This is a genomic window from Rhizobium sp. GR12 (genome assembly GCF_036596185.1).
In the GTDB taxonomy this organism is placed as follows: domain Bacteria; phylum Pseudomonadota; class Alphaproteobacteria; order Rhizobiales; family Rhizobiaceae; genus Agrobacterium; species Agrobacterium nepotum.
The window spans coordinates 62,389-87,313 of record NZ_JASXTH010000016.1 but is presented as its reverse complement, the minus strand read 5'-3'; the positions used below and the strand labels follow the sequence as shown (position 1 = coordinate 87,313).

At 60.4% G+C, this 24,925-nt stretch carries 17 protein-coding genes; 7 read left to right on the top strand and 10 right to left on the bottom strand.

Going from position 1 to position 24,925, the window contains the following annotated elements; genetic code table 11:
• Nucleotides 1-257 precede the first annotated feature (257 nt).
• From QSK43_RS23435 to QSK43_RS23425, 3 genes are all read right to left on the bottom strand, one after another.
• On the bottom strand, nucleotides 258-1,922 hold the full coding sequence (locus tag QSK43_RS23435) for an electron transfer flavoprotein-ubiquinone oxidoreductase (RefSeq protein WP_332305484.1): 1,665 nt from the start codon (nucleotides 1,920-1,922) through the stop codon (nucleotides 258-260).
• Nucleotides 1,923-2,657: 735 nt separating this feature from the next.
• Nucleotides 2,658-3,272, bottom strand: a complete 615-nt coding sequence (locus QSK43_RS23430; RefSeq protein WP_332305483.1) for an isochorismatase family protein — start codon at nucleotides 3,270-3,272, stop codon at nucleotides 2,658-2,660.
• Between the two features lie 105 nt (nucleotides 3,273-3,377).
• Entirely contained in the window at nucleotides 3,378-4,298 is a 921-nt protein-coding gene (locus QSK43_RS23425; protein ID WP_332305482.1) for a cation diffusion facilitator family transporter, read from the bottom strand.
• A 143-nt stretch (nucleotides 4,299-4,441) separates the two neighbouring features.
• Here QSK43_RS23425 and QSK43_RS23420 point away from each other — a divergent pair, with 143 nt between their 5' ends.
• Nucleotides 4,442-5,230, top strand: a complete 789-nt coding sequence (locus tag QSK43_RS23420; protein WP_332305481.1) for an SDR family oxidoreductase — start codon at nucleotides 4,442-4,444, stop codon at nucleotides 5,228-5,230.
• Nucleotides 5,231-5,243: 13 nt separating this feature from the next.
• On the opposite strand, the gene QSK43_RS23415 is transcribed toward QSK43_RS23420, so the two are convergent.
• On the bottom strand, nucleotides 5,244-6,221 hold the full coding sequence (locus QSK43_RS23415; protein WP_332305480.1) for a GGDEF domain-containing protein: 978 nt from the start codon (nucleotides 6,219-6,221) through the stop codon (nucleotides 5,244-5,246).
• 301 nt (nucleotides 6,222-6,522) lie between these two features.
• On the opposite strand from QSK43_RS23415, the gene QSK43_RS23410 reads away from it, so the two are divergent.
• The 3 genes from QSK43_RS23410 (at nucleotide 6,523) to QSK43_RS23400 (ending at nucleotide 9,110) form a co-directional block, all read left to right on the top strand.
• The gene (locus QSK43_RS23410) at nucleotides 6,523-7,821 is read left to right on the top strand and encodes an Hsp70 family protein (protein WP_332305479.1); all 1,299 of its coding nucleotides are present in this window, start codon (nucleotides 6,523-6,525) and stop codon (nucleotides 7,819-7,821) included.
• Between the two features lie 43 nt (nucleotides 7,822-7,864).
• The gene (locus tag QSK43_RS23405; RefSeq protein ID WP_332305478.1) at nucleotides 7,865-8,767 is read left to right on the top strand and encodes a uracil-DNA glycosylase; all 903 of its coding nucleotides are present in this window, start codon (nucleotides 7,865-7,867) and stop codon (nucleotides 8,765-8,767) included.
• 151 nt (nucleotides 8,768-8,918) lie between these two features.
• Nucleotides 8,919-9,110 carry a hypothetical protein gene (locus QSK43_RS23400; RefSeq protein ID WP_003497027.1) on the top strand — a complete coding sequence of 64 codons (192 nt, stop codon included), beginning with the start codon at nucleotides 8,919-8,921 and terminating at the stop codon, nucleotides 9,108-9,110.
• Between the two features lie 177 nt (nucleotides 9,111-9,287).
• Here the strand turns inward: QSK43_RS23400 and QSK43_RS23395 are convergent, their stop codons facing one another.
• On the bottom strand, nucleotides 9,288-10,226 hold the full coding sequence (locus QSK43_RS23395; protein ID WP_332305477.1) for a DMT family transporter: 939 nt from the start codon (nucleotides 10,224-10,226) through the stop codon (nucleotides 9,288-9,290).
• 433 nt (nucleotides 10,227-10,659) lie between these two features.
• On the opposite strand from QSK43_RS23395, the gene pepN reads away from it, so the two are divergent.
• Nucleotides 10,660-13,308 (top strand): aminopeptidase N, encoded by a 2,649-nt coding sequence (gene pepN / locus QSK43_RS23390; RefSeq protein WP_332305476.1) that lies wholly within the window; start codon nucleotides 10,660-10,662, stop codon nucleotides 13,306-13,308.
• Between the two features lie 185 nt (nucleotides 13,309-13,493).
• Nucleotides 13,494-15,830, top strand: a complete 2,337-nt coding sequence (locus tag QSK43_RS23385; RefSeq protein WP_332305475.1) for a PAS domain-containing sensor histidine kinase — start codon at nucleotides 13,494-13,496, stop codon at nucleotides 15,828-15,830.
• Between the two features lie 220 nt (nucleotides 15,831-16,050).
• Here QSK43_RS23385 and QSK43_RS23380 read toward each other — a convergent pair whose 3' ends face one another.
• Nucleotides 16,051-19,020 carry a bifunctional [glutamine synthetase] adenylyltransferase/[glutamine synthetase]-adenylyl-L-tyrosine phosphorylase gene (locus QSK43_RS23380; protein ID WP_332305474.1) on the bottom strand — a complete coding sequence of 990 codons (2,970 nt, stop codon included), beginning with the start codon at nucleotides 19,018-19,020 and terminating at the stop codon, nucleotides 16,051-16,053.
• Between the two features lie 340 nt (nucleotides 19,021-19,360).
• Here QSK43_RS23380 and QSK43_RS23375 point away from each other — a divergent pair, with 340 nt between their 5' ends.
• Entirely contained in the window at nucleotides 19,361-20,224 is an 864-nt protein-coding gene (locus QSK43_RS23375; protein WP_332305473.1) for a MipA/OmpV family protein, read from the top strand.
• A 13-nt stretch (nucleotides 20,225-20,237) separates the two neighbouring features.
• Here the strand turns inward: QSK43_RS23375 and QSK43_RS23370 are convergent, their stop codons facing one another.
• From QSK43_RS23370 to QSK43_RS23355, 4 genes are all read right to left on the bottom strand, one after another.
• Nucleotides 20,238-21,647 carry a sensor histidine kinase gene (locus QSK43_RS23370; protein WP_045017091.1) on the bottom strand — a complete coding sequence of 470 codons (1,410 nt, stop codon included), beginning with the start codon at nucleotides 21,645-21,647 and terminating at the stop codon, nucleotides 20,238-20,240.
• 9 nt (nucleotides 21,648-21,656) lie between these two features.
• On the bottom strand, nucleotides 21,657-22,415 hold the full coding sequence (locus QSK43_RS23365) for a response regulator transcription factor (RefSeq protein ID WP_045017093.1): 759 nt from the start codon (nucleotides 22,413-22,415) through the stop codon (nucleotides 21,657-21,659).
• Between the two features lie 303 nt (nucleotides 22,416-22,718).
• Nucleotides 22,719-24,272 (bottom strand): Do family serine endopeptidase, encoded by a 1,554-nt coding sequence (locus QSK43_RS23360; RefSeq protein ID WP_045017094.1) that lies wholly within the window; start codon nucleotides 24,270-24,272, stop codon nucleotides 22,719-22,721.
• Nucleotides 24,273-24,427: 155 nt separating this feature from the next.
• A complete protein-coding gene (locus QSK43_RS23355) occupies nucleotides 24,428-24,892 on the bottom strand; it encodes a cytochrome c-type biogenesis protein (protein ID WP_332305472.1) in 465 nt (154 codons plus the stop codon).
• Nucleotides 24,893-24,925 lie beyond the last annotated feature (33 nt).

Below are 24,925 nucleotides of genomic sequence, written 5' to 3'. Positions count from 1 at the left end.
TACATTCAAGGCGTTACCGCATCCTTGACCCACACTCCATGGGCCACGCGACGGTACAACACCCCAACATCCTATATGTAAGAAATCGAAGGGCAATCCACAAATACAGGGGGGAAGAGGCTTTCGACGCCTCCCGCACACGACGTCATCCTCGGGCTCGTCCCGAGGATCCAACCACGTATCGTAAAATCAATTGGTTGCAGATGCCCGGGACAGGCCCGAGCATGACGAAGGTTGTCGGCTGGCCGGCACCAAATTCACATATTGGCGTAAACCGGCCCCTCGCCACCCTGTGGCGGCACCCAGTTGATGTTCTGGTTGGGGTCCTTGATGTCGCAGGTCTTGCAGTGCACGCAGTTCTGCGCGTTGATGACGAAGACTTCCTCGCCGTCCTTTTCCACCCACTCATAAACGCCTGCCGGACAATAGCGCGTCGAAGGGCCGGCATAGACGTCGTGTTCGGAACGCCTTTGCAACTCCATATCCTTCACCTGAAGATGCACCGGCTGGTCCTCTTCATGGTTGGTGGAGGACAGGAACACCGATGACAGCCGGTCGAAGGTCAAAACCCCGTCCGGCCTCGGATAGGCGATCGGCTTGTGTTTTGAGGCCGGTTCAAGGCTCTGCGCATCGGTCTTGCCGTGTTTCAGCGTGCCGAAGAACGAGAAGCCGAACAGCTGGTTCGTCCACATATCGAGACCACCAAGACCGACTCCAACAAGCGTGCCGAACTTCGACCAAAGCGGCTTGACGTTGCGCACTTGGCTCAGGTCCTTGCCGATGTCGCCATCGCGCCATTCCGCCTCGATCTCGGCTACCTCGTCATGGGCGCGGCCGGCAGCAATCGCGGCCGCGATCTTTTCCGCCGCCAGCATGCCCGACAGCACCGCATTGTGGCTGCCCTTGATGCGCGGAACGTTGACGAGCCCGGCGGAACAGCCGATCAGCGCCCCACCGGGGAAGGTCAGCTTCGGCACGGACTGGTAACCGCCCTCGGTGATGGCGCGTGCACCGTAGGAGATACGCTTGCCGCCCTCGAAAGTGTCGCGGATGGCCGGATGCGTCTTGAAGCGTTGGAATTCCTCGAAAGGATAGAGATAGGGGTTCTTGTAATTGAGATGCACCACAAAGCCGACGGCAACGAGATTGTCTTCCAGATGGTAGAGGAACGAGCCGCCACCGGTCTTGAAGCCGAGCGGCCAGCCGAAGGAGTGCTGGACAAGGCCCTGTTTGTGGTGTTCCGGCTTGACCTGCCACAGTTCCTTGATGCCGATGCCGAATTTCTGCGGCTCGCGATCTTTCGAGAGGTCGAATCTGGCGATCAGCTGCTTGGCGAGCGAACCGCGCACGCCCTCGCCGATCAGCACATATTTGCCGTGCAGCTCCATGCCGCGGGTGAAGGCAGGCCCCGGCTCGCCGTTCTTCTCGATGCCCATATCGCCGGTGGCGACGCCGATCACAGCACCTTCGTCATTATAAAGCACTTCGGTGGCGGCAAAGCCCGGATAGATCTCGACGCCGAGCGCTTCCGCCTTTTCCGCCAGCCAGCGACAGACCAGCCCCAGCGAGACGATGTAATTGCCGTGATTGTTCATCAAGGGCGGCATCATGAAGTTCGGCAGGCGGATAGAGCCGGCCGGGCCCAAGAACATGAACTGGTCGTCCGTGACCTCGGTCTTGAAGGGATGCCCCTCCTCCTCGCGCCAGCCCGGCAGCAGCCGGTCGATGCCGATGGGATCGACCACAGCACCTGAGAGGATATGCGCGCCGACCTCAGCACCTTTTTCCAGAACGACGACCGAAAGCTCCGGCTCGACCTGCTTCAGACGGATCGCGGCGGCAAGACCCGCAGGACCTGCACCGACGATAACAACGTCGAATTCCATCGCTTCGCGTTCGGGCAGTTCCATCGCTTCCGTCATCTTATCCTCTCACATCGCCGGTCCCTTCCGGCTGTAGTTATATCCGCTTTCCGGCATTCACGCCGTATTGTCCGCGCCGGGCAAAAAGCCCGTCTGCAACAAGGCGTTCACATCGTCTGTCTTCGCAAAGCGAAACGCCTTTGTCGAGCTTCCATAGCGGCAAAACATGTCGCATGCCACCCAATTGTCAGACAACCTGATGAGTATTTTATTACTTTTACGTGCACGTAAGACAAAGAATAAGAACTGGAAGCGTAGGCGTCAAGGGTAGTCAGCATTTGCGCCGCTCTTGCGTTTATCGCCGCAACTGAAACGCCCATTCGGCTAGCTTCATCAATGACGACGCTTCCGTTTTGCGCCAAAAGAAGCCATACGGTTCTGATGGTTTCGTGCTACTGGCGTGCACGCGTTGAAACCAGCACCTATCCTCGGGAACAGCATCCGTGGTCTACAGCAGGAAAGATCGAGCGTTGGCCCGCAAGAACAGAGATGAGCTAGCTTCATGGGACGAGCCTACGCCAGAGCTGGTGTTCTGTCCGATGTGCGAGCGCGTCATCCCGGAGGATCAGAGAGATGAGCATCATCTCGTTCCCAAGAGTAAGGGTGGAAAGAAAATCGTCTGCCTGCACCGTATCTGCCACGACCAGATCCATTCGATCTTTACCGATGCCCAACTCGCCAAGAAGTTTTCCACGATCGAAACCATCATGGAAGACCCTGCGGTGCGGACATTCGTCACTTGGGTGAGAAACAAGCCTCCGGGCTTTTCGGATTCTGCAAAGGAATCACGGCAATCATTCCGTCGAGGCCGCTAACCGCCATGATTTCGTGGCTGTCGACAACTTTGGCGAAATCGGATTTGAGATGGGCCATGGTGACATCAAAAATCGCGCGAGCAGACAGATTTTCATCGGGAAGGTCGAAACACATGACGGCATCGCGGACCACGATCATCGTGAACCCAAGATCCGACCCAACTCGAACGGTCGTGTTAACACAGTAACCTGCAACGGCACCCGTGACGACGAGAGCTTCGATGCGATTGTCCCGGAGATAGTTTTCCATCTCGGTCGATGCAAAGGGCGATGATGTGCTTTTGACAAAAACGGGTTCGCCGCAAAGGGGTTCGACGCCTGGCATCACCCGTTGTGCTGGTGCGCCTGGGTGCATCGGCGATGCCGGATCGGGGTCGCCATGATGAACATGGATTATCGTCTCACCGTCCTTACGAAATTTCGCAGCTAGTGCGGCGATCTTGACGATGGCATCGCCATTGATATGATCCCGCCCGCTATCGAGGCGGTCCTGCAAGTACGTCTGCATATCAACGATAACAAGAGCTTTTTTCAAAATCCGTGATCCTGTACGTCTGCAAAGGCAATAGTCTCGCCTATCATGTGCCAACATGTCCGCAAAGGGCCACAAGCCGACTTAGCTACAATCACTCTCCCCACCTCAAATCGCCCATTCCTCATCCGTCGTAAACACAATCGTCAGCCACCGATCCGTCCCCTCGCCGCCGAGCGCATCGCCGATCTCGTCGCGGATCGCGTCCCACTCTTCCAGACGCCGGGCTGGCCAGTTCTTCGGCACGATGAAGAACAGTTCGATCTGACGGCCGCGCCCTACCCTTGCCACATAGGAATAATGCGAGGCGAAGCCGAATTTTTCGACGGTTTCCGCCGCCACATTGTCCACATGCTGTTTGAACTCCAGCGGCGTCACCAGAAGTATATCGCCGAGCGCCTGTTTCACATTGCCGAGCGGCATGGGAATGATGACGAGGCAGACCAGTGCCAGCACGGCGGGGTCGATATAGGGAGCGATCCACTGATGCGCCGTTCCCGTCAGCCCGTAACCGATGGCGAAGGCGAGGAACAGGGCCACGCTCAGGAGCGCGCTCATCAGCCAGCTTTTGGCGTCCAGCGCCACGAAGGCGGATTTCAGCTTGCGGTTTTGGCCTCTGACGAACCATGCCATGGCGAGCGAGACGGCGAAACTGACGAAGGTGACGATGACGGCGTAGTCGAACTCGATCGACCTGCCGCCGTCCATCAGGCTGTCTATGGCATTGATCAGGGCATAAATCGCAGCCCCCATCAGGAGCGTGCCGTTAAGGCCGAGCACCATCGGCTCCAGATGCCAGAAACCCATGGTGAAGCGTTCCGCCAGCCTGCCACCGGGCTTGGGTGCAGCAGAGGCGGCAATCAGCCGCGCCACGAGCAACGCCAGCACCGTCATGAAAGCGTCGGTCAGGGCATAAACGCCATCGAACACCACCGCGAAGGAACCGGAGAACAAGCCCGCGCCGATGCCGACGACGGCCAGAAGAACCGTAACGGCGATGGAGACTTTAAGCAGGGATTGTTCCGTCATGACGTGTATTTTACCTTCAAAAGCGGACGCCACCTTCCTATAAACAGGGCAGACACAGCGGGATAGCGAAAAATATGTGCGATTTTCGCCGGTAATCCCGCTCTCATTCTTCGATCTAGTGCAAACAGGACAGGACAAAACCCATGGATCTCGGTATTTCCGGCAAACGCGCCCTCGTTCTCGCCTCTTCACGCGGCCTTGGGCTGGGCATTGCAACGGCGCTGGCGAAAGAAGGGGCGCATGTCCTTCTGGTTGGCAGAAGCGGTGAGAAGCTGGATGCGAACTGCAAGGCGATCAATGCACTCGGCAAAGGCAAGGCCGATTGGGTGTGGGGCGATCTGGCAGAGGATAATTTCGTCGAGGCCATGGTTCAGGCCGTCAAGGACAAGCTCGGCGGCATCGATATTCTCGTCAACAATACCGGCGGTCCGACGCCGGGTAGCGCGCAGGAGATCACGGTCGAGAAGCTGGAGGGCTTCTTCCAGTCGATGGTGCTGCGGGTCATCACGCTTACCAACGCGCTGTTGCCGCAGATGAAGGAACAGGGTTTTGGCCGCATCCTGACCGTCGCTTCCTCCGGCGTGTTCGAACCGATCCCCAATCTGGCGCTGTCCAACACGCTGCGCGGGGCGCTTGTCGGCTGGAGCAAGACGCTGTCCTCCGAAGTGGCCGGGTTCGGCATCACCTCCAACCTTCTCCTGCCCGGCCGCATCCACACCGACCGCATCGACGAACTGGATGGCGCCAACGCCAAGCGTCTGGGTAAAAGCGTCGAGGAAATCCGCGAGGCTTCCGTCAAGAGCATTCCGGCTGGCCGCCTCGGCACGGTCGAAGAATTCGCCGCCGCTGGCGCTTTCCTCTGCTCGGTGCCGGCAAGCTACATCACCGGCACGATGCTCAGGGTAGATGGCGGCGCGGCAAAATCGAACTGACGCCGAAAAGACATCAAGAGACCGCTCCGTAGATCACGAAGCGGTTTCGGCCGGTATTCTTGGCTTCATAAAGCGCCGTGTCGGCGCGGCGCAGCACCTCGCTGGCGCTCTCACCGGGATTTGCGAAAGCGATGCCGGCCGAGCAGCTATAGCGGAAATCGGGCACATCCTTCAGCGGCGACGCCTCGGTCAGCGACGATAGCAGGCTTTGCACGATGCTTTCGGCGCTCAGCATTCGCGAACCGCTGAGCACCAGCAGGAACTCCTCGCCGCCGATCCGGCCGGCCAGATCGTCGCGGCCGATGGCGGCGGAAAACCGGGCCGCAAAATCCTTGAGCACCAGATCGCCGCACGCATGCCCGAAACGGTCGTTCACCGCCTTGAAGTGATCGATATCCATGATGATCACCGCAAGGGCCTGGGCCTTGTTGGGTCCAAGCATCTGGTTGAGAATATCCATGGCGTAACGGCGGTTGCCGAGGCCGGTCAACTCGTCGCTCAGCGCCGATTTCAACGCCCTGTCGCGCTCCTGCCGCAGATCGCGCAATTCGACGCCAAGCTCGGAAATATCGGTCATGACACACAACATCCAGCCGCCCGGCAGCGTCGTTTCCGTCGTCAATATCCAGCGTCCGTCATTGAGGCTGGTTTCGATGGTGCGGAAAGGCAACTTGCCGCGCCTCGTTTTGGCGGAGCGCAGCCATAGTTCGAAATCGGAGGTTTCGACGGCGGTGCCGGTGGAACTGCGGTAGCCGCTGCGCATCAGTTCCACCCAGCTTGAAAAGTCATCCGGCCCCATGCCGAGCGCGTTGCGGAACGTAGTATTGGCGAAACGCAGCTCGTCGTCACCGTCGAAAAGGGCATAACCCTGCTGCGACGCTTCCATGAGATCCATCAGGTGGCGATTGAAGCTATCCGCGTCGCCGCGCACAGGGACCATTGGTTCGGGCAGCGCATCTTCGAGGGCGGAACGGGCCGGCTTGTGGGACATCGAGGCTTCCGTTTACAAACGCAACACGATAAAACGAAATCTATTCTTTAGCGCTATATTTCAACTTTATACTCAGCGTGTACGAAAAAATATTTAATGCGGACGGCGAGACTGCATCCCCTTGCGAATATTACTTCATGCAAATGTCACGATAAACCTCAAGACGGCGCTTGCCATTCCATCGGGCTTGTGCAATCAACCGCCCTCCTCTGACATCGGGACGCCAAGGGCGTCCTTTATTTTCACGCAGGGCCGCTTTTCAGGCCGGGCGAGCATTTCTATCGGCGACAAGGATATGGCGATGACGCAAAAGCGGGCACTGGGCCTCGATTTCGGCACGACCAACACGGTCATGGCTCTTTCCGACGGCAGCGGCGACAGCCGTTCCATGCGCTTCACCAGCAGCGCGGGCACGGATGACAGCATGCGCACGGCGCTCTCCTTCATGAAGGATTCCGGCCTCGGTGCTGCCGCCCTGCATGTGGAAGCGGGCCACGCCGCCATCCGGCAATTCATCGACAATGCGGGCGATTGCCGCTTTCTGCAATCGATCAAGACCTTTGCGGCCTCGTCGCTGTTTCAGGGCACGCTGATTTTCGCCAAGCGCCAGAGCTTCGAAGATCTGATGGACGTGTTCCTGCGCAAGCTGAAGACCTATGCGGGCGCGGAATGGCCGAGCGACGTCTCGACCGTCATCGCCGGCCGGCCGGTGCGTTTCGCCGGCAGCAATCCGAACGAAACCCTGGCGCTCGCCCGTTACAACGAGGCGCTGACCCGGGCCGGTTTTCCGGACATCCACTATGTCTACGAGCCGGTGGCGGCCGCCTATTATTTCGCCCAGAGCCTGAAAAAGGACGCCAACGTGCTGGTGGCGGATTTCGGCGGCGGCACCACCGATTATTCGCTGATCCGCTTCGAGACCCATGCCGGCAAGCTTTCCGCCACCCCCATCGGCCATTCCGGCGTCGGCGTGGCGGGCGATCATTTCGACTTCCGCATGATCGACAATCTGGTCTCGCCGGAAATCGGCAAGGGCAGCAAGTTCAAAAGCTTCGACAAGGTGCTGGACGTGCCTTCCGGTTATTACGTGAATTTCGGCCGCTGGAACCAGCTGTCGATCTTCAAGACCTCCAAGGAATTCACCGACCTGAAATCGCTGGTGCGCTCGGCGATCGAGCCGGACAAACTCGAACTCTTCATCGATCTGGTGGAACATGACGAGGGTTATCCGCTCTATCAGTCGATTTCCGCCACCAAGATGGCGCTGTCTTCGGCTGAGGAGGCGGAATTCAACTTCGCGCCGCTCGGCAAGGCCGGCCGCAAGATGGTCAAGCGCAGCGATTTCAACAGCTGGATCGCCGATGACCTTGCCAAAATCGAAGGCGCACTGGACGAGGTTCTGGAAAAGACGCAGGTCGCACCTGATGCAATCGACAAGGTGTTCCTCACCGGCGGCACCTCTTTCGTGCCGGCTGTGCGGGAGCTTTTCACCCGCCGTTTCGATGCGGGCCGCATCGAAACCGGCGGCGAGCTGCTCTCGATTGCCCATGGTCTCGCCATGATCGGCGAAAGCGGCGACATTCAGCGCTGGACAGCGTGATTTACGGGTTCCCCGAGCGGGGAACATGGGATAATTTCCGCCCATGATCGCCGCTCACGACCTTTCCCCGGCCGAACTCGCCGCGCTTCTGCATTTTCATGCGGATGCGGGTGTGGACTGGTTGCTCGAAGAGCAGCCGGTCGACCGTTTCGCCGAGTTTGCCGCCGCCCGCCCGGCCCGCCCCGCAGCGCGGCAGGAAAGTTCTGCGCCCGCGCGCCAGACGGAGGGCGGTTCGCCCGAGCGCCGTGCCGATGCTCCCCAGCGGCAGACGGCAAGCCGCACCGCGCCGGCGAGAGGCGCGCCGCCTGCCCCCGCAATTCAGCAAAATGTCGCCATGCCGGACGAACAGGCCGTGGCGGCCGCACGGTTTGCGGCAGAGAGCGCAAGGTCGCTTTCCGAACTGAAGACCGCGCTAGAGGGTTTCAGCGGCTGCAACCTCAAGAACAGCGCCCGCAACACGGTATTCACCGAAGGCGATCCCGCCTCCGCCGTCATGGTCATCGGCCCCATGCCGGATGCGGATGACGACCGCGAGGGCATGCCCTTTGCCGGCAAATCCGGGCTGCTGCTCAACCGTATGCTGGCCGCAATCGGCCTTGAACGCTCAGGCATCATGCTCGGCAATGTCGTGCCCTGGCGGCCGCCGGGCAACCGCCCGCCGACTCAGGCCGAAATGGATATTTGCCGGCCCTTCATTGAGCGGCAGATTGCCCTTGCGGAGCCGAAACACCTGTTGCTTCTTGGCAACTTGACCGCACGTTTCTTCTTCGGCGGCACCGGAACGATCCATACGCTGCGTGGACAGTGGCGTGATGTCGCAGCCGGACACCTGGTTTTACCGGCGCTGGCCAGCCTGCATCCGCAGGAACTTCTGAACGCACCTGCCAGCAAGTCATTGGCATGGCAGGATTTATTAGCCTTTCAGGCAAAAATATCCGAAGGCTGATTGCCTCATTCTTATTCAGTGTAAATGAATTATGAAAAAAGCCATGCGCAGTTTGCATAACAGCGCCGCATTTGGCCGCATTGCCGAATCCATGCTGCACTGCGATAAGCCGTCGTGTCTTGGGAGGAATTCGGTTTAAGGAACCAAGGCAATGACCACTCGCTTCCGTCCGGTGCATTCCGGCTTTGAAACGCTCCGCCTGGCGGGCCTCGGCCCTCGCTCCAGTCAGGGTTACCATCGTTTCGGCGCTGCCGCTAACGAACAGATGACCGCACGCGCTGCCATGCAGCAGGTTCGCGTCACACGTCCTGCAGCTGTCTTCGCGGATTTCCGCGAGCGCTGAGAACACTCAGACCGGCGTAAAACCGGTCACATCTATGATTGCGCGCTGGCGTCTTTCTTCGGGAGGGCGCCTTTTGCTTTTGCAGGGCTCATACGCCGACTTGGCCTGAAGATGCCGCGCGGCTTGCGGCACACACCGCGCATGCCGCGTTGCGTTTGGGCGCATTCATGCGCAGCATCACCCCTGCGGCGTTGAGGCCTTGCGGGCCGCCCTTCGCGCTAGCCCCAGCTGATGTTCACGGAAAATGATGAAGATGCCTGCGAATACCACGATCGCCGTACCGATCAGCATGGTGAGGGTGGGAATGTCTCCGAACAGGATGTAGGCGACCGCGATCCCGAACACGATGGAGCTGTATTCGAAGGGTGCGATGGTGGAGACCTCCGCATGACGATAGCTCTCCGTCAGGAAGATTTGCGCGACGCCGCCACAAATACCGCTGGTGATCAGCAGAACGGACTGTCTCGCATCCAGGTCGCTCCAGCCGAAAGGCACGCTGACCAGCGACAGCAATGTGGCGGTAAGCGAGAAATAAAGCACGATGGTCGGTGTTTTTTCCGTGTCCACCAGTTGCCGCACCTGGATCATCGCAAGACCGCCGAGTGCCGCGCCGCAAAGCACGGCAATGGCGCCCAGCCCCTCGCCCGCGGCAAAACCGCCCTCCCTCAGCAGCGTCAGCTTCGGCCACAGGATCACCAGCACGCCCATCATGCCGACAAAAACCGCGCTCCAGCGGTAGATGCGCACCTTCTCGCGCAGGATGAAGGCTGCAAAGACGACGGCCAGTAACGGCGAGGCGTAACCGATGGCGATGAATTCCGGCAGCGGCAACAGGGTCAGCCCGTAAAAACCGCAGGCCATGGAGAGAATGCCGAGAAAACCGCGCTTGAAATGGCCGAGAAGATTGTTGGTGTGCAGCGCGCTTGTCAGCGCATGCAGCCAGGCAAGGTAAACGACGATGGGAATGATGGCGAAAGCGGAGCGGAAGAAGGTGATCTGGCCCGCCGGCACATCGGGACCGGAGGCCTTGATACAGGTCTGCATTACCAGAAAGAAGCCGACCGAAATCAGCTTCATACTTATCCCCCGAAAGGGATTTGTCGGTTCGGCGTTCATCGGGCAGTTACTCATATCGGCTGCGCAAACACGCCATCTGGTAATTTTTCACGGGGGAAGGACGACCTAAGGGGAATTGGACTGGCGCAAGGCTAGAACAATTACACCAATCGCTTACATCAAAAATTGTTATTCACCCATGAATTCGGTTGATCTGACTGCGGCGCGGGACCGTTTTCGACCGGCAAAGGCACGCCTGCTAAAATTTGAAGAAAATAAAATACAATTTCAGCAATCGTTCAACATTTGCTGGCATGGTCCGCAGGTCCGGCAGCGGGAGGATCGTCTGCGGGGCTGGAACAGCCTTCCATGGCGGGACAGAACGTCCTCCGACGCGCACATGATCGTGACGAATACTGCACCTATTTTACATCCGGGCCTTATGGCGACATGATGCCCCGGAGGACAACGACAAAGTTATTCAGGAACAGTCATGCGAACAGACACGGGCCAGATCGTTCACCTGGCAGATTACCGCCCCACCGATTTCGTTCTGGAGCGGGTGGATCTCACCTTCGAACTCGACCCCAGGAATACCAAGGTCGAAGCCCGTCTCATCTTTCACCGCCGGGAAGGCTCGGACCAGACGGCGCCGCTCGTTCTCGATGGCGACGAGTTGAAGCTTTCAGGCCTGCTGCTCGATCAGATGGAGGTTCCCGTCGCGCAATATGATGCGACGCCGGATAGCCTGACCATCCGCGATCTGCCGGCGGAGGCCCCCTTCGAGATATGCATCACCAATTACATCAATCCGCAGGTCAATACGCAGCTGATGGGGCTTTACCGCACCAATGGCGTCTATTGCACCCAATGCGAGGCGGAAGGTTTCCGCCGCATCACCTATTTCCCGGACCGGCCGGATGTTCTGGCGCCCTATACGGTGACGATCATCGCCGCCAAGGAAGGCAATCCGCTGCTGCTGTCGAACGGCAATTTCCTCGGCGGCGGCAATTACGATGAAGGCCGCCATTTCGCCGCATGGTTCGATCCACACCCGAAACCCAGCTATCTGTTCGCGCTCGTCGCCGGCGATCTCGGCGTGGTGGAAGACACGTTCACCACCGTCTCCGGCCGCGAAGTGGCGCTGAAGATTTACGTTGAGCACGGCAAGGAGCCGCGCGCGGCCTATGCCATGGACGCGCTGAAACGTTCGATGAAATGGGACGAGGAGCGATTCGGCCGCGAATACGACCTCGATATATTCATGATTGTCGCCGTGTCCGATTTCAACATGGGCGCGATGGAGAACAAGGGTCTCAACGTCTTCAACGACAAATTCGTTCTGGCCGACCCGGAAACCGCATCCGACGCGGATTACGCCAATATCGAGCGCATCATCGCGCATGAATATTTCCACAACTGGACCGGCAACCGCATCACCTGCCGCGACTGGTTCCAGCTCTGCCTGAAGGAAGGCCTGACGGTCTATCGCGACCAGGAATTTTCCGCCGATATGCGCTCGCGCCCGGTCAAGCGCATCGCCGATGTGCGTCACCTGAAATCGGAGCAGTTTCCGGAGGATTCCGGCCCGCTGGCACACCCGCCGCGCCCGGATACCTACCGCGAAATCAACAATTTCTACACGACGACCGTTTATGAAAAAGGCGCCGAAGTCACCCGCATGATCGCCACGATCCTTGGGGAAGACGACTTCAAGAAGGGCATGGACCTTTATTTCGAACGTCATGACGGCGACGCGGCGACAGTCGAGGATTTCGTCAAGAGTTTTGCCGATGCCAGCGGCCGCGACCTGTCACAGTTTTCGCTGTGGTACGTCGAGGCCGGAACACCGCTCATCTCCGTCTCCTCCGGTTACGATGCCGGAACTGCCACCTTCAGGCTGACGCTGGAACAGACCGTGGCCCCCACACCCGGCCAGCCGTTGAAACAGCCTCGGCATATTCCCCTGTCGGCGGCGCTGATCCTTGATAACGGCCAGATCGCCGAACCGCAGGCAGTTACGGGCGGCGAATACCGCAACGGCGTGCTGCACCTGACCGAACGCAACCAGACATTTTCCTTTACCGGCATTTCCTCGCGGCCGGTGCTGTCGATCAACCGCAGCTTCTCTGCGCCGGTCAACCTGCACTTCGAACAGGGTGCTAGCGACCTCGTGCAGATCGCCCGGCACGAGACGGATATGTTTGCCCGCTTCCAGGCCCTCACCGATCTGGCTTTGCCCACGCTGATTACCGCCACCAAGGCCGTCCAGAACGGCAAGGAAGTGCGCATCGACGCGGACCTCGTCGCGACGCTGATCGAAATCGTCGGTGACGACACGCTCGAACCGGCTTTCCGGGCGCAGGCGCTGGCGCTGCCGAGCGAAACGGATATTGCCCGGGAACTGGGCGGCGGCTACGATCCCGACGCCATTCACAAGGCGCGTAATGCCACGATCAAGGCGATTGCAACGGCTGGACTGGAAACCTTCAGACAGCTTGCGGACGACAAGGCTGACGGCGAGGCCTATAGCCCGGATGCCGCCAGTGCCGGACGTCGCTCGCTGCGCAACGGTGCGCTCAACTATCTCGCCTTTGCGGAAGGAACACCGCTGCGGGCGGCAAAGGCCTATGCCGACGCCACCAACATGACCGATCTTGCGCATGCGTTAGGCGTGTTGACCCAGCGTTTCCCCGATAGCACCGAGACGAAAGAAGCGCTCGCCGCCTTCGAAACGCGCTTTGCCGACAATGCGCTGGTGCTAGACAAGTGGTTCTCGCTGCAGGCCGCCATTCCGGGCGACGGCGCGCTGGACCGCATCAAGGCGCTGATGAAATCGAAACATTTCGTCGCTACCAATCCGAACCGGGTGCGTTCTCTGGTGGGCACGCTCGCCTTCTCCAACCCCACCGGTTTCCACCGTGCCGACGGGGAGGCCTATCGGTTCCTTGCGGAGCAGATCGTCGCCATCGACAAGCGCAATCCGCAGCTTGCCGCCCGCATTCTTACCTCCATGCGCTCCTGGCGGTCGCTGGAGGCAAGCCGCGCTGAACATGCCAAGGTCGCACTTTCGACGATCGCCGACGCAAAAGGCCTTTCAACGGATGTCAGTGACATCGTCGGGCGTATCCTGAAGGGCTGATTTCCTTCACTTTTCCGGCAGTTCGAAACGGACTGCCGGACCTGTCCCGAAAAAATACGGAGTCGGTTCAAGGGGTTAAAATTCTTTTAACTATTGCCTCTGGACACGGCGAATCGCATTTGATTCACTACGTATATTCGAGCGGCGGCGCTTCGAATCACTGGGGATATCACGAAGGCGGGACAATGACGAACGTGCGGCGGGCGACTGCGGGCGATGAGCGACCGTATGCCAAATTTTCTGATCTTGCGGCCTGGGGCGAAAGGCTCTCCAGCGACCTGATGGGTTTGATGAATGGCTCCGACCGCCCGATGCCGCAGGTTGAGACCCTGCTGAAACGCCTGATCCCCATTCTCATCCTCGCCTTTCTCGTCGTCATCGCCGCCTCGCGCATGCTGGGCATTGTTGCCGAATACAGCCGCATGGAAGAGGCCGCCCGCCACTCCACGGCGCTGACGGCGCTGACCGCCAAGGCCGCCCTTATCAACAACGGTATTGTCTTTGCCTCGCAAGAGCGCACCCGTGCCGAGGCGAGCCTTGCCGCAGCGCTGCCTTCGGGCAGCCTCGCAGATGGCACCATGGTTCTTCTGTCCGGCAGCAATGGCCGGATTTTCGCGGGCGCCGGCAAGGACGCCACGCTTTATATCGGCACGTCGTTGCCCGCCTTGCTGCCTGAAATCGCCATCGTACAGCGTTTTCCCGGCGCACCCGGCACCATCGAGACCAATATCGAAGGCGAGCCGCATTATGCGACGATGATCCCCTTCGGCGACGATGGCGGCATGGTGATCGCGTGGCGCTCGCTGCAGCCGATCCGCTCGTTCTGGCGCAGCGAAATCGCCATGAATGTTACACTCTTCGCCGGCATATCCTCGATCCTTCTCGTCGTGCTCTACGCCTATTACATGCAGGTCAAACGCGCCCGCGACGCCGACGACATCTTCGCCGAATCCAACCTGCGGGTGGAGACGGCGCTGTCGCGCGGCCGTTGCGGCCTCTGGGACTTCGATCTTTCGACACGGCGCATGTTCTGGTCCGGCTCGCTTTACGAAATCCTCGGCAGGCCGCCGAAAGCAGCGCCGCTGTCCTTTTCCGATGCGGCGCGGATGATGCATTCCGAAGACGGTAATCTCTACGAGCTTGCCCGCGCTGTCGGCTGCGGCGATCTACGTCAGATCGACCAGATCTTCCGCATGCGCCATGCCAAGGGCCACTATGTCTGGCTGCGCGCCCGCGCCCAGGTCATCCGCACCAATAATGGCCCGCGCGTCATCGGCATCGCCATGGATGTTACGGAACAGCATCGCCTCGCACAACGCTATGCCGAGGCCGACCAGCGCCTGGCCGACGCCATCGAATCCACCTCGGAAGCCTTCGTGCTGTGGGACAAGAACGACCGTCTCGTAATGTGCAACACCCATTACCAGAAGGCTTACGGTCTTCCGGACAGCGTGCTGGTGGCAGGTACGGAGAAAAGCACCGTGCATGCGGCGGCCGCACGCCCGGTGGTGGAGCGGCGCGTTGCGGACCCCGACCAGTCAGGCCTTTCGCGCACCACGGAAGTGCAGCTCGCCGACGATCGCTGGCTGCAGATCAACGAACGCCGCACCCGTGACGGCGGCCTCGTTTCCGTCGGCACCGACATCACGCTTCTGAAGCGCCATCAGGAACGCCTACGCGATTCCGAACGCCGGCTGATGGCCACCATCGGCGATCTTTCCGCCTCGCAGCACAAGCTGGAACGGCAGAAGACCGAGCTTTCCGACGCCAACGCCAATTATCTCGCCGAGAAAGAGCGCGCCCAGGCCGCCAACCTCGCAAAATCCGAATTCCTCGCCAATATGAGCCATGAGCTGCGCACGCCGCTCAACGCCATTCTCGGCTTTTCCGAAATCCTGCAAAACGAGATGTTCGGGCCGGTCGGTTCGCCGAAATATTCCGAATATGCCCGCGATATCCATGACAGCGGCAAGCACCTGCTCAACGTCATCAACGACATTCTCGACATGTCGAAGATCGAGGCGGGCCATATGCGCATCAATCGCGAGACGATCGATCTGGCGCCGCTCATCGAGGAAACCCTGCGGCTGACCGCCATTCAGGCCGAGCAGAAGAACATCACCGTGCAGCAGAAGGTCTGCGCCGGGCTGACGATGCAGGGCGACCGCCGCGCCATGAAGCAGATCATGCTCAACCTGCTCTCCAATGCCGTGAAGTTCACCGGCGATGGCGGCCGCATCGCGCTGCGCACCCATGTGCACGAGGCCGCCATGATCCTCACCATCGCCGATACCGGCATCGGCATACCCGCCCAGGCGCTTGACAAGATCGGCCAGCCTTTCGAGCAGGTGCAGAGCCAATACGCCAAAAGCCAGGGCGGCTCCGGCCTCGGCCTTGCCATATCCCGCTCGCTCGTCAGGCTGCATGGCGGCACGATGAAAATCCGCTCCTGCGAAGGCCGGGGAACAGTGGTGACGATCATCATCCCGCATGCGGCGGGGCATTGCGGCACGGTGCATTGAGTGGGTGTGGGGTCGCGCTAAAGCAACGGCAGCGCGCGCAGCCACCCCCCTCTGCCCTGCCGGGCATCTCCCCCTCAAGGGGGGAGATCGGCCAGGAGCTAACACTAGCTCATTCGCAACATTAGAGATGGCCTAAAAGGTGCCGCATATCGATCTCCCCCCTTGAGGGGGAGATGCCCAGCAGGGCAGAGGGGGGTATCGCACCCACCATCAGCCACCATCATCCACCATTCTTCACCGTCGCCACAAAAGCCTTCCGCACCGTCTTCGCCAACCGCTTCACCTCGCCCTCCAGCGTGGAAATATCCGGGCAGTCTCCAGCCCGGCAGACGAGATCGATGAGGCCGGCCGGAGCCTCCTTCGGGTTAAAGGCGCCGTCGATGCACAGCCGCACGATCTGGGAAATCTCGGTATAAAGCGCCATTGCCGCCATGCAGTCGTCGAAGGATTGCTGCTCCATCACCGGCGCGGCCAGCACCTGCAACGCCGATGCCGTATTTCGCCCGGGTTCGTGCGGGGCGAGACCCTTCACCGGGCCGACCAACGCCAGATATTGGGCGATGAATTCCAGATCGACCAGACCGCCATTGATGAGCTTGAAGTCCCAGATGTTTTCCGGCGGCTTTTCCTGTTCGATGAGGCTGCGCATTTCCAGCACGTCGGCGGAGACTTTCGCCACCTCCCGTTTCCGGGAAAGCACCGAGGCAACGATGTGGCGCGCATCTTCGATAAGCGAAACATCGCCGCAGATCAGGCGGGCGCGGGAAAGCGCCATATGTTCCCAGGTCCAGGCTTCCTCGCGCTGGTATTTCTCGAAGGCGGAAATGCGTGTCGCCACCGGCCCCTTGTTGCCGGAGGGGCGAAGCCGCATGTCCACCTCGTAAAGCACGCCTTCGGCCGTTGGCGCCGACAGCGCCGCGATCAGCCTTTGGGTGACGCGGGTGAAATAACGCACCACGTCAAGCGGCTTTGCGCCGGTGGATTCATGGGCGGCATCGTCATAATCATAGAGGAGGATGAGGTCGACATCCGAACCGGCCGTCAGCTCGAAGGAGCCGAGCTTGCCCATGCCCATGACGGCCACGCGCCCGCCGGGATAGGGTCCGTGCGCCGCCTCCATCTCCGAAAGAACCGCATTCAGGGCCGCCTCGATCACCAGATCGGCGAGATGGGTGAAGGCGCGGGCGGCGATCTCACCACGGATAGCACCGGTCAGAAGCCGAACGCCGATCAGGAAACGCTGCTCGGCCGCGAAGATGCGCAGCCGGTCGAGAATATCCTCGTAGTGGCGGGCATTGGAGAGAAAACTCGCCATCCGGCTGCCGAGATAGTCGCGCGTCGGCACGTCGCTCATCAGCGCCGGGTCGAGCATGCCGTCGAAGACATGCGGACGCGCGGCGATAATCTCGGCAAGGCGCGGCGCCGACGACATGATCGTCACCAACAGTGACAGCAGCGCCTGATTATTGCCGAGCAGCGAGAAAAGCTGAATGCCCGCCGGCAGGCCGGAGAGGAAATTGTCGAAGCGCAGCAGGGCTTCGTCCGCCCGCTTGCTTTCGCCGAAGGCCCTGAGCAGATCCGGCGTCAGTTCCGTCAGCCGCTCACGCGCCTCGACCGATTGTGTCGCGCGGTAGCGGCCATTGTGCCAGGTGCGGATGACGCGGGAAATATCCTCCGGGCGTTCGAAACCCAATGCCGCGAGCGTCTTCAACGTATCGGGATCGTCTTTCTGCCCGGTGAAGACCAGATTTCCTGCCTCACCGGAGAGCTTCGTTTCCTGCTCGAACAGCGCCGAGTAACGGCGTTCCACCAGCCGCAGCACCTCTTCCAGTCTTTCGGAAAACGCCTTCGTATCGGCAAAACCGAGCATGAAGGCGATGCGCTTCAATTCCGTCTCGGTGTCGGGCAGCACATGGGTCTGCTCGTCGCGCACCATCTGGATACGGTGCTCCACCTCGCGAAGGAACCAATAGGCCTCCGTCAGGCTGTCGCGCGTTTCGGCGTCGATCCATTGCGCCTCGGTCAGCGCCGCAAGCGCATTTTCCGTTGCCCGCACCCGCAGCGCCGGCATACGGCCGCCGGCGATAAGCTGCTGCGTCTGCGCGAAAAACTCGATCTCGCGGATGCCGCCGCGCCCGAGCTTGACGTTGTGGCCCTTCACCGCAATCGCGCCATGGCCCTTATGGGCGTGAATCTGCCGTTTGATGGAATGGATATCGGCAATCGCCGCATAATCGAGATATTTGCGGAAGATGAAGGGCGTCAGTTCGCGCAGGAAGTTTTCGCCTGCCGCAAGGTCGCCCGCCACCGGACGCGCCTTGATATAGGCGGCGCGTTCCCAGTTCTGGCCCCTGCCCTCGTAATAAAGCAGCGCCGCTTCCACGGGTATGGCAAGCGGCGTCGAGCCGGGGTCTGGCCGGAGCCTGAGATCAGTGCGAAAGACGTAACCATCTGCCGTGCGCTCCTGCATGATGCGCACGAGGCGGCGCATCATGCGGCCGAAATTCTCCGTTGCATCATAGGGATCGTCGATGATGCCCGCCGACGGCTCGAAGAACACCACCGCGTCGATATCGGAGGAATAGTTGAGTTCGCGTGCGCCGAGCTTGCCCATGCCGAGCACGATCAGTCCCGAGCCTTCACTTGGCGCGGCGATGTTCTTCAGTTTGAGCTTGCCGCTTTCATGGGCGACGAGCAGCAGGTGATCGATGGCGGCGGAAAGCGATGCATCCGCCATGTCGCTCAGCCACCGCGTCGTATCGCGGGCGGTGAAAATGCGCGCCAGATCGGCGAGTGCTGCGACGAAGGAAAGCCGCCGTTTGGCTATTCTCAAACGCGACATCACCTCGTTTTCGACGGGCACGCCACCCTCTTGCCCGGGCTTCCAGCAATCGCGGGCCTGACGGACAAGATCGGTCAACAGCGGCTCCAGCGGTTTGGAAATAGCAAGCGTCAGCAGCCCTTCATCGGCCGCAGCCATGTCGCGCAGATAGGGCGACAGCGTGAAAGCTGCGGCAATGAATTCCTTCAGCGGGCTTTCACCGGCAAGCAGCGCGGCCACCGCCGGCTCATTCTTGCCGATGTCTTTCAGCGTCGAAAGAACCGATTTCAGCTCCGTCTGCGTATAGGGGCGGATCACGCCCGGCAGAACCTCGCTCAGCCGCCTTTGCGCGGTTTGGGGTTGCGTCACTGTCTCTCTCCCTCTCCCGACTGTCCCGTCCGCCCTTCGACCGTGCCTCGCTTCCGGAACGCACCGCCTCCGAAAACCGTCCTGCCGCCGCACGTCGTCGAAGCCTCCGGGCGCATACACTCCCGCGTTGTAACAAATGCGGGGCGCTTTGCGATCAGGAAAACCGCTTATGCCGATGTTTTCCAGATCCGGCACTCGGGCTTTCGTTTCGCACGCTGAGGACCGCACCGCGTAATGTCGCTGCAATTATGCCCGCGTAGCGTCCTCATCAACGAAACCCGACTCCAGGTTTTCCGGCGCTTCAAGCCCAGCCCGGAAATTCATCAAGGCTGCAACGGATATGATCATGAAACAGATTTTTACGGCAAAATGGCACAAAAACCTGCGCGCGCTGGCATTGTGCCTGACAGCGTTGCCGATGGCGCAGGCCGTCTGCACGCCCGTTTTCGCGGCCGATATCGGTAAATCGGACAGGTCGGCCGATCCGCAGGGCAATTTCGACGACGCCCGCTACAGCAGTTCCAGCGAATGGAAAATCACGCTCGGCGTGGGTGCGGTCTATGCGCCCAAATACGAGGGTTCGGACAAGTTCGAGGCCGGCCCCTTCCCGCTGGTTTCCGTCGAGTACGGCGATACGCTGAGCATCGATTTCAGCGGCGCCACCGTCAACCTCTTCAACCAGAACGGCTTCAGACTGGGCGTCAAGGGCGGCTGGGAAGAAGGGCGCAAGGAAAAGGACGACAAGAAAAATCTTCGCGGGATGGGCGACATCAAGGCAGGCGGCGTGGTCGGCGGTGTCATCGCCTATGGCATCGACCCCTTCGAAATCTATGCCAAGGTGGACAAGACTATCGGCGGCAGCGAAAGTCTGACCGCCACTGTCGGCGCAAGCGTCTCCCAGAAATACGAGCAATTCATCTTCGGTGCTGATCTGTCCGCCACCTGGGCGGACGACAACCATATGAAATCCTATTTCGGCGTAACCTCTGCCCAGTCCGCCCGTTCGGGCCTGCGCCGATACGACGCGAAGTCGGGCTTCAAGCGCATCGACGCCAGTGCCTCCGTCTCCTATCTGATGACGGAAAACTGGACGTTGACGGGTGCCGGCGGCGTCGGCTTCCTGATCGGCGACGCCAAGGAAAGCCCGCTCTCGAAGAAGGACATTCAGCCCTTCGCGATGCTTGGTGTGTCCTATACGTTCTGAGCCGGAGCAGGCCTCAACGACCGTTCTCGGGAAAGACCATCGAAACGGTCAGTCCCGGGCGGGCGGCGTTCGATGCGTCGGTGTCCGACAGCACGAGCGATCCGCCGTGCAGTTCCATCACGGCTTCCACCAGGGATAAGCCAAGTCCCGTGCCGGGTTTCGAGCGGCTTTCATCCAGCCGCACGAAACGTTTCAGCACCTCGCCGCGTTTGTCGGCGGGGATGCCGGGGCCATTGTCGGCGACGGAAAGCACGATGGCGTCCGGCTGTCTTGCCAGACGCACGACGAGTTTTTTTTCGCCTTCGCCCTCGCAGGCATATTTCATGGCGTTGTCGATGAGGTTCGAAAGCGCCTGGCCGATCAGTTCGCGGTTGCCCTGTACCGAAAGGCCCGGTTCGATCTCGGCCTCCAGTGCCAACCCGGCATCTTCGGCCACCGGTTCGTAAAGCTCGGCGCTGTCGGCGGCGATCGCCGACATATCCACATCGGTCATCTCGGCGGCAATCGAGCCTGCCTCGACGCGGGAAATCATCAATAGCGCGTTGAAAGTACGGATAAGCTGGTCGGATTCGGCGATGATGCCTTCGAGCGCCGCGCGCCGTTTCGTCTCGTCATTATCGTCCAGTGCTGCGGCGGCCTTGTTGCGCAGCCGGGTCAACGGCGTTTTCAAGTCATGGGCGATATTGTCGGAGACCTGCCGCAAGCCCTCGTTCAGCTTCTCGATACGGCCGAGCATGGCATTGAGCGAGCCGGATAACCTGTCGAATTCGTCGCCGGAGCGGCCCTGCGGCAGGCGCTGCGAAAGATCGCCGGCCATGATTTTCTTTGTCGCCGCCGACATGCGGTCGATGCGTTTGAGGGCATTGCGGCCAATGCCGAACCAGATCAGCAGCGCACCGGCACTCATGATGGCGAGCGCCACCATCAGCGCGTTGCGCACCAGCGCCCGGAACTTGGTCGGCTCGCCGAGATCGCGGCCGATCAGGATACGCAGGCCGTTGTCCAGCATGAAGACATTGGCGGTCGCCATATGCTGCACGCTGTCGCCGCTTTCGGAATAACGCTCGTAGCGGAAGGGGAAACCCGTCCAGCCCTCCTTGTCGAACACGCCAGGCTGCACGGAAGCGACATTGCCGGCAAGGATTTCGCCATTCGGGCCGGCGATGATGTAAAGGCTCGCCCCCGGCTGGCGGGCGCGGCGCTCCATCATCCGCAGAAGCGGGTTGATGCCGCCGCGATTATAGATGCGCTGCACGTCCGACACTTCCTGCAGCACCGCATCACGCGTCTGCTGGTTCAGCAGCCGTTCGGAAAGGGCGGTGACATAAAAGACCAGAAAGGCGGCGCAGAGCGCAAATAGCAGGATATACAGCGCCGAAAGGCGCACCGCTGTCGACCGGAACAATATTCTGAGGCGGGCCATTTTCGCCAATCAGCCCTCGTCCTTCATCATGTAGCCCGCGCCGCGAATGGTCTTCAAAAGCGGCTTGTCGAAGTCCTTCTCGATCTTCGAGCGGAGGCGGGACACGTGGACGTCGATCACATTGGTCTGCGGGTCGAAATGATAATCCCAGACGTTTTCCAGAAGCATCGTGCGCGTCACCACCTGGCCGGCATTCTTCATGAGATATTCCAGCAGTCGGAATTCGCGCGGCTGCAACAGGATTTCCTTGCCGCCGCGACGGACATCGTGCGACAGCCGGTCGAGTTCGAGATCACCGACCCGGTAGATCATATCCTGCTCGGGCTTGCCCTTGCGGCGGCCGAGCACCTCGATGCGGGCGAGCAGTTCGGAAAAGGCATAGGGTTTCGGCAGATAATCATCACCGCCGGCGCGCAGGCCCGTCACGCGGTCATCCACCTGCCCCAGCGCGGAAAGAATAAGGACCGGCGTCTCGATACCGCGCCGGCGCAGCTCGCTGATGACGGAAAGCCCGTCGCGGCGCGGCAGCATGCGGTCGATCACCATCACGTCATAGGAATTCTCGCAGCCCATGAACAGGCCGCTTTCACCATCGCTCGCGTGGTCGGCGACGATACCAACCTCCCGGAACGCCTTGGTCATATAGGCCGCAGCCTCGAGATCGTCTTCAATAACAAGAATCTTCATGTGCGGGACCATAGCGCCCTCGCCCTTTTCCGCACAACCGGAAACAGATGCGACAGACATTTCCTGAACCTTGTTTTCCATGAGATTTCCTCCGAAGACCTGATCTCTAGCGTCTCCCGGCCTTGAGACGGGGCGATCCGCATATGGACGGGTGGTTTCCGCTTGTTTCTTCTCCCCGCCGGGGAGAAGGTCGCGGCAGCGGGATGAGGGGGCGACGTTAGCGATAGACCGAGGGGTTGCCCCCTCATCTGCCCCTTTGGGGCATCTTCTCCCCGGCGGGGAGAAGAAATGGCCGGCAACGCCCTGCCATACTCAACCGCCCCATCTCAAGAGCGGGATACGATGCCGGCCTCGCAAGAGAAACCGGCATCGCATTTCACATTCTTAGCTCTGGTCGATATCGAGAGCGACAAAGCGGCTGCCATTGTCCGTCTGGATCTGGAACAGCGCCTTGGAGCGTCCGTCCTTCTTGGCCTGTTCGAGAATTTTCTCGATCTCGGCGGCGGAAGCCACCTGCTGGTTGTTGACGGAGGTGATCTTTTCACCCGTCTTCAGGCCACGGGCAGCAGCGTCACTGTCCGGGTCGACGTCGGTGATGGCAAGGCCGTTGCCGTCATCGGCGGGAGAAACCGTCAGGCCGAGGCTGGACAGCACCTTCTCGCTGGAGGACTGGCTGCCGCTGTCGTTGTTCTGGCCCGGCGTCGCCTTGGAGGCGTCGTCGCTTGCGAGATCACCGAGCGTTACCGTCACCGACTGCGACTTGCCACCGCGCCAGAGCGAGATTTCAACCTTGGCATTGGGGGCCATGCCGCCGATGCGACGCGACAGGTCACGGGCATCCTTGACAGGCTCGCCGTTGACGGCGGTGATGATGTCACCCTGCTTGATACCGGCCTTGTCGCCCGGCGAGCCGGACTGCGGCGAGACGACGAGCGCACCGCTCGCTTCGGCAAGACCGAGCGATTCGGCAATGTCCTTGCTGACGGGCTGGATCTGCACGCCGAGCCAGCCGCGTTCGACCTTGCCGTCCTTCTGCAGGTCGGCGATCACGTCCTTGGCCACCGATGCCGGAATGGCGAAGGCGATGCCGACGTTGCCGCCGGAGGGCGAGAAGATCGCGGTGTTGATGCCGACCACTTCACCGTTGAGGTTGAAGGCGGGACCGCCGGAGTTACCGCGGTTCACGGCGGCGTCGATCTGAAGGTAATCGTCATAGGGGCCGGAGCCGATATCGCGGCCACGGGCCGAGATGATACCGGAGGTAACCGTGCCGCCAAGGCCGAAGGGGTTGCCGACGGCGACGACCCAGTCACCGACGCGGATCTTGCTGTCATCGGCAAACTGCACATAGGTGAACTTGCGGTTCACATCGACCTTCAGCAGCGCCAGATCGGTGCGCGGATCGCGGCCGACGAGCTTTGCTTCGAGTTCGGTGCCGTCATTCATCACGACCGTATAGGCGGAACCGTCATCGACCACGTGATTGTTGGTCACCACATAACCGTCTTCGGAGATGAAGAAACCGGACCCCTGAGCGACCGGACGCAGCGGACCCTTGCCATCACGATGGCGGTTCGGGCCACGGTCGGAGCGATCCTGGTTGGGGCCGCCGAATTCCTTGAAGAAGCGCTTCAGCGGATGGTCGTCCGGCAGCTGATCGAGACCACGGCCACCGAAGTTGAAGGAGAAGTTGCTGGCGTCATCGGAAGCGGGCTGCACGTTCGACTGGACGCGAACGGAGACGACGGCGGGCGAAACCGCGTCGACCACATTGGCGAAGCTCGGAACCTGCGGCGCGGTCACTTCGACGGGCGCGGCAAACAAATGGGTGATCGGTGCGGCGATGCCGGTCGAAAGCATCAGCGCGGCAAGACCGCCAACGGTCGTCGCCTTCAGAACCGTCTTCAGCGAGGAACGTCCGTTTTGCGAGTGAGACATGGTGTACCTTCTTTCTTCATTCAGACTGGAGCCCGTTTTACCGGGGAGAAGCGGTGGATGAGAAAGATATAGGAGGTGACACCTTACAGCGAAGTGTCTGACGAATGAAAAATCCGTAATGTTGAAAAAGAACCGAGGACAGACATGGAAATCGATTATTTTTCAATGAGATTGCGAATTCGCTCTTCTTCGTCCGCGCTCAGCTTTTGCGGCCGCTCCTGCGTTGCCCGGCGGCGCGAAAAGATAAACACGGCAAAAATTCCCGCAAGGGTGAGACCGATGGGCGCGCCCCACAAAAGCACGGTGCGAAGGCTGAGGCGCGGTTTCAGCAGCACGAACTCGCCGTAGCGCGACACGACGTAATCGATCACGGCCCTGTCACTGTCGCCCTCAACCAGCCTGTCGCGCACCAGGACGCGCAGATCGCGCGCCAGTTCGGCATTGCTGTCGTCGATCGACTGGTTCTGACAGACCATGCAGCGCAGTTGCGAGGTGAGGTTCCTCGCCCGCTGTTCGAGCACAGGGTCCTTCAGCACCTCGTCGGGATTGAAGGCCGAGGCGGGAAACGCGGCGAATATGAGGGTGAGAAGAAGAGTTAGCCTCACCACACCCTCCCTCATTCCTGTGCTCGTCACAGGAATCCAGCCAGCCCA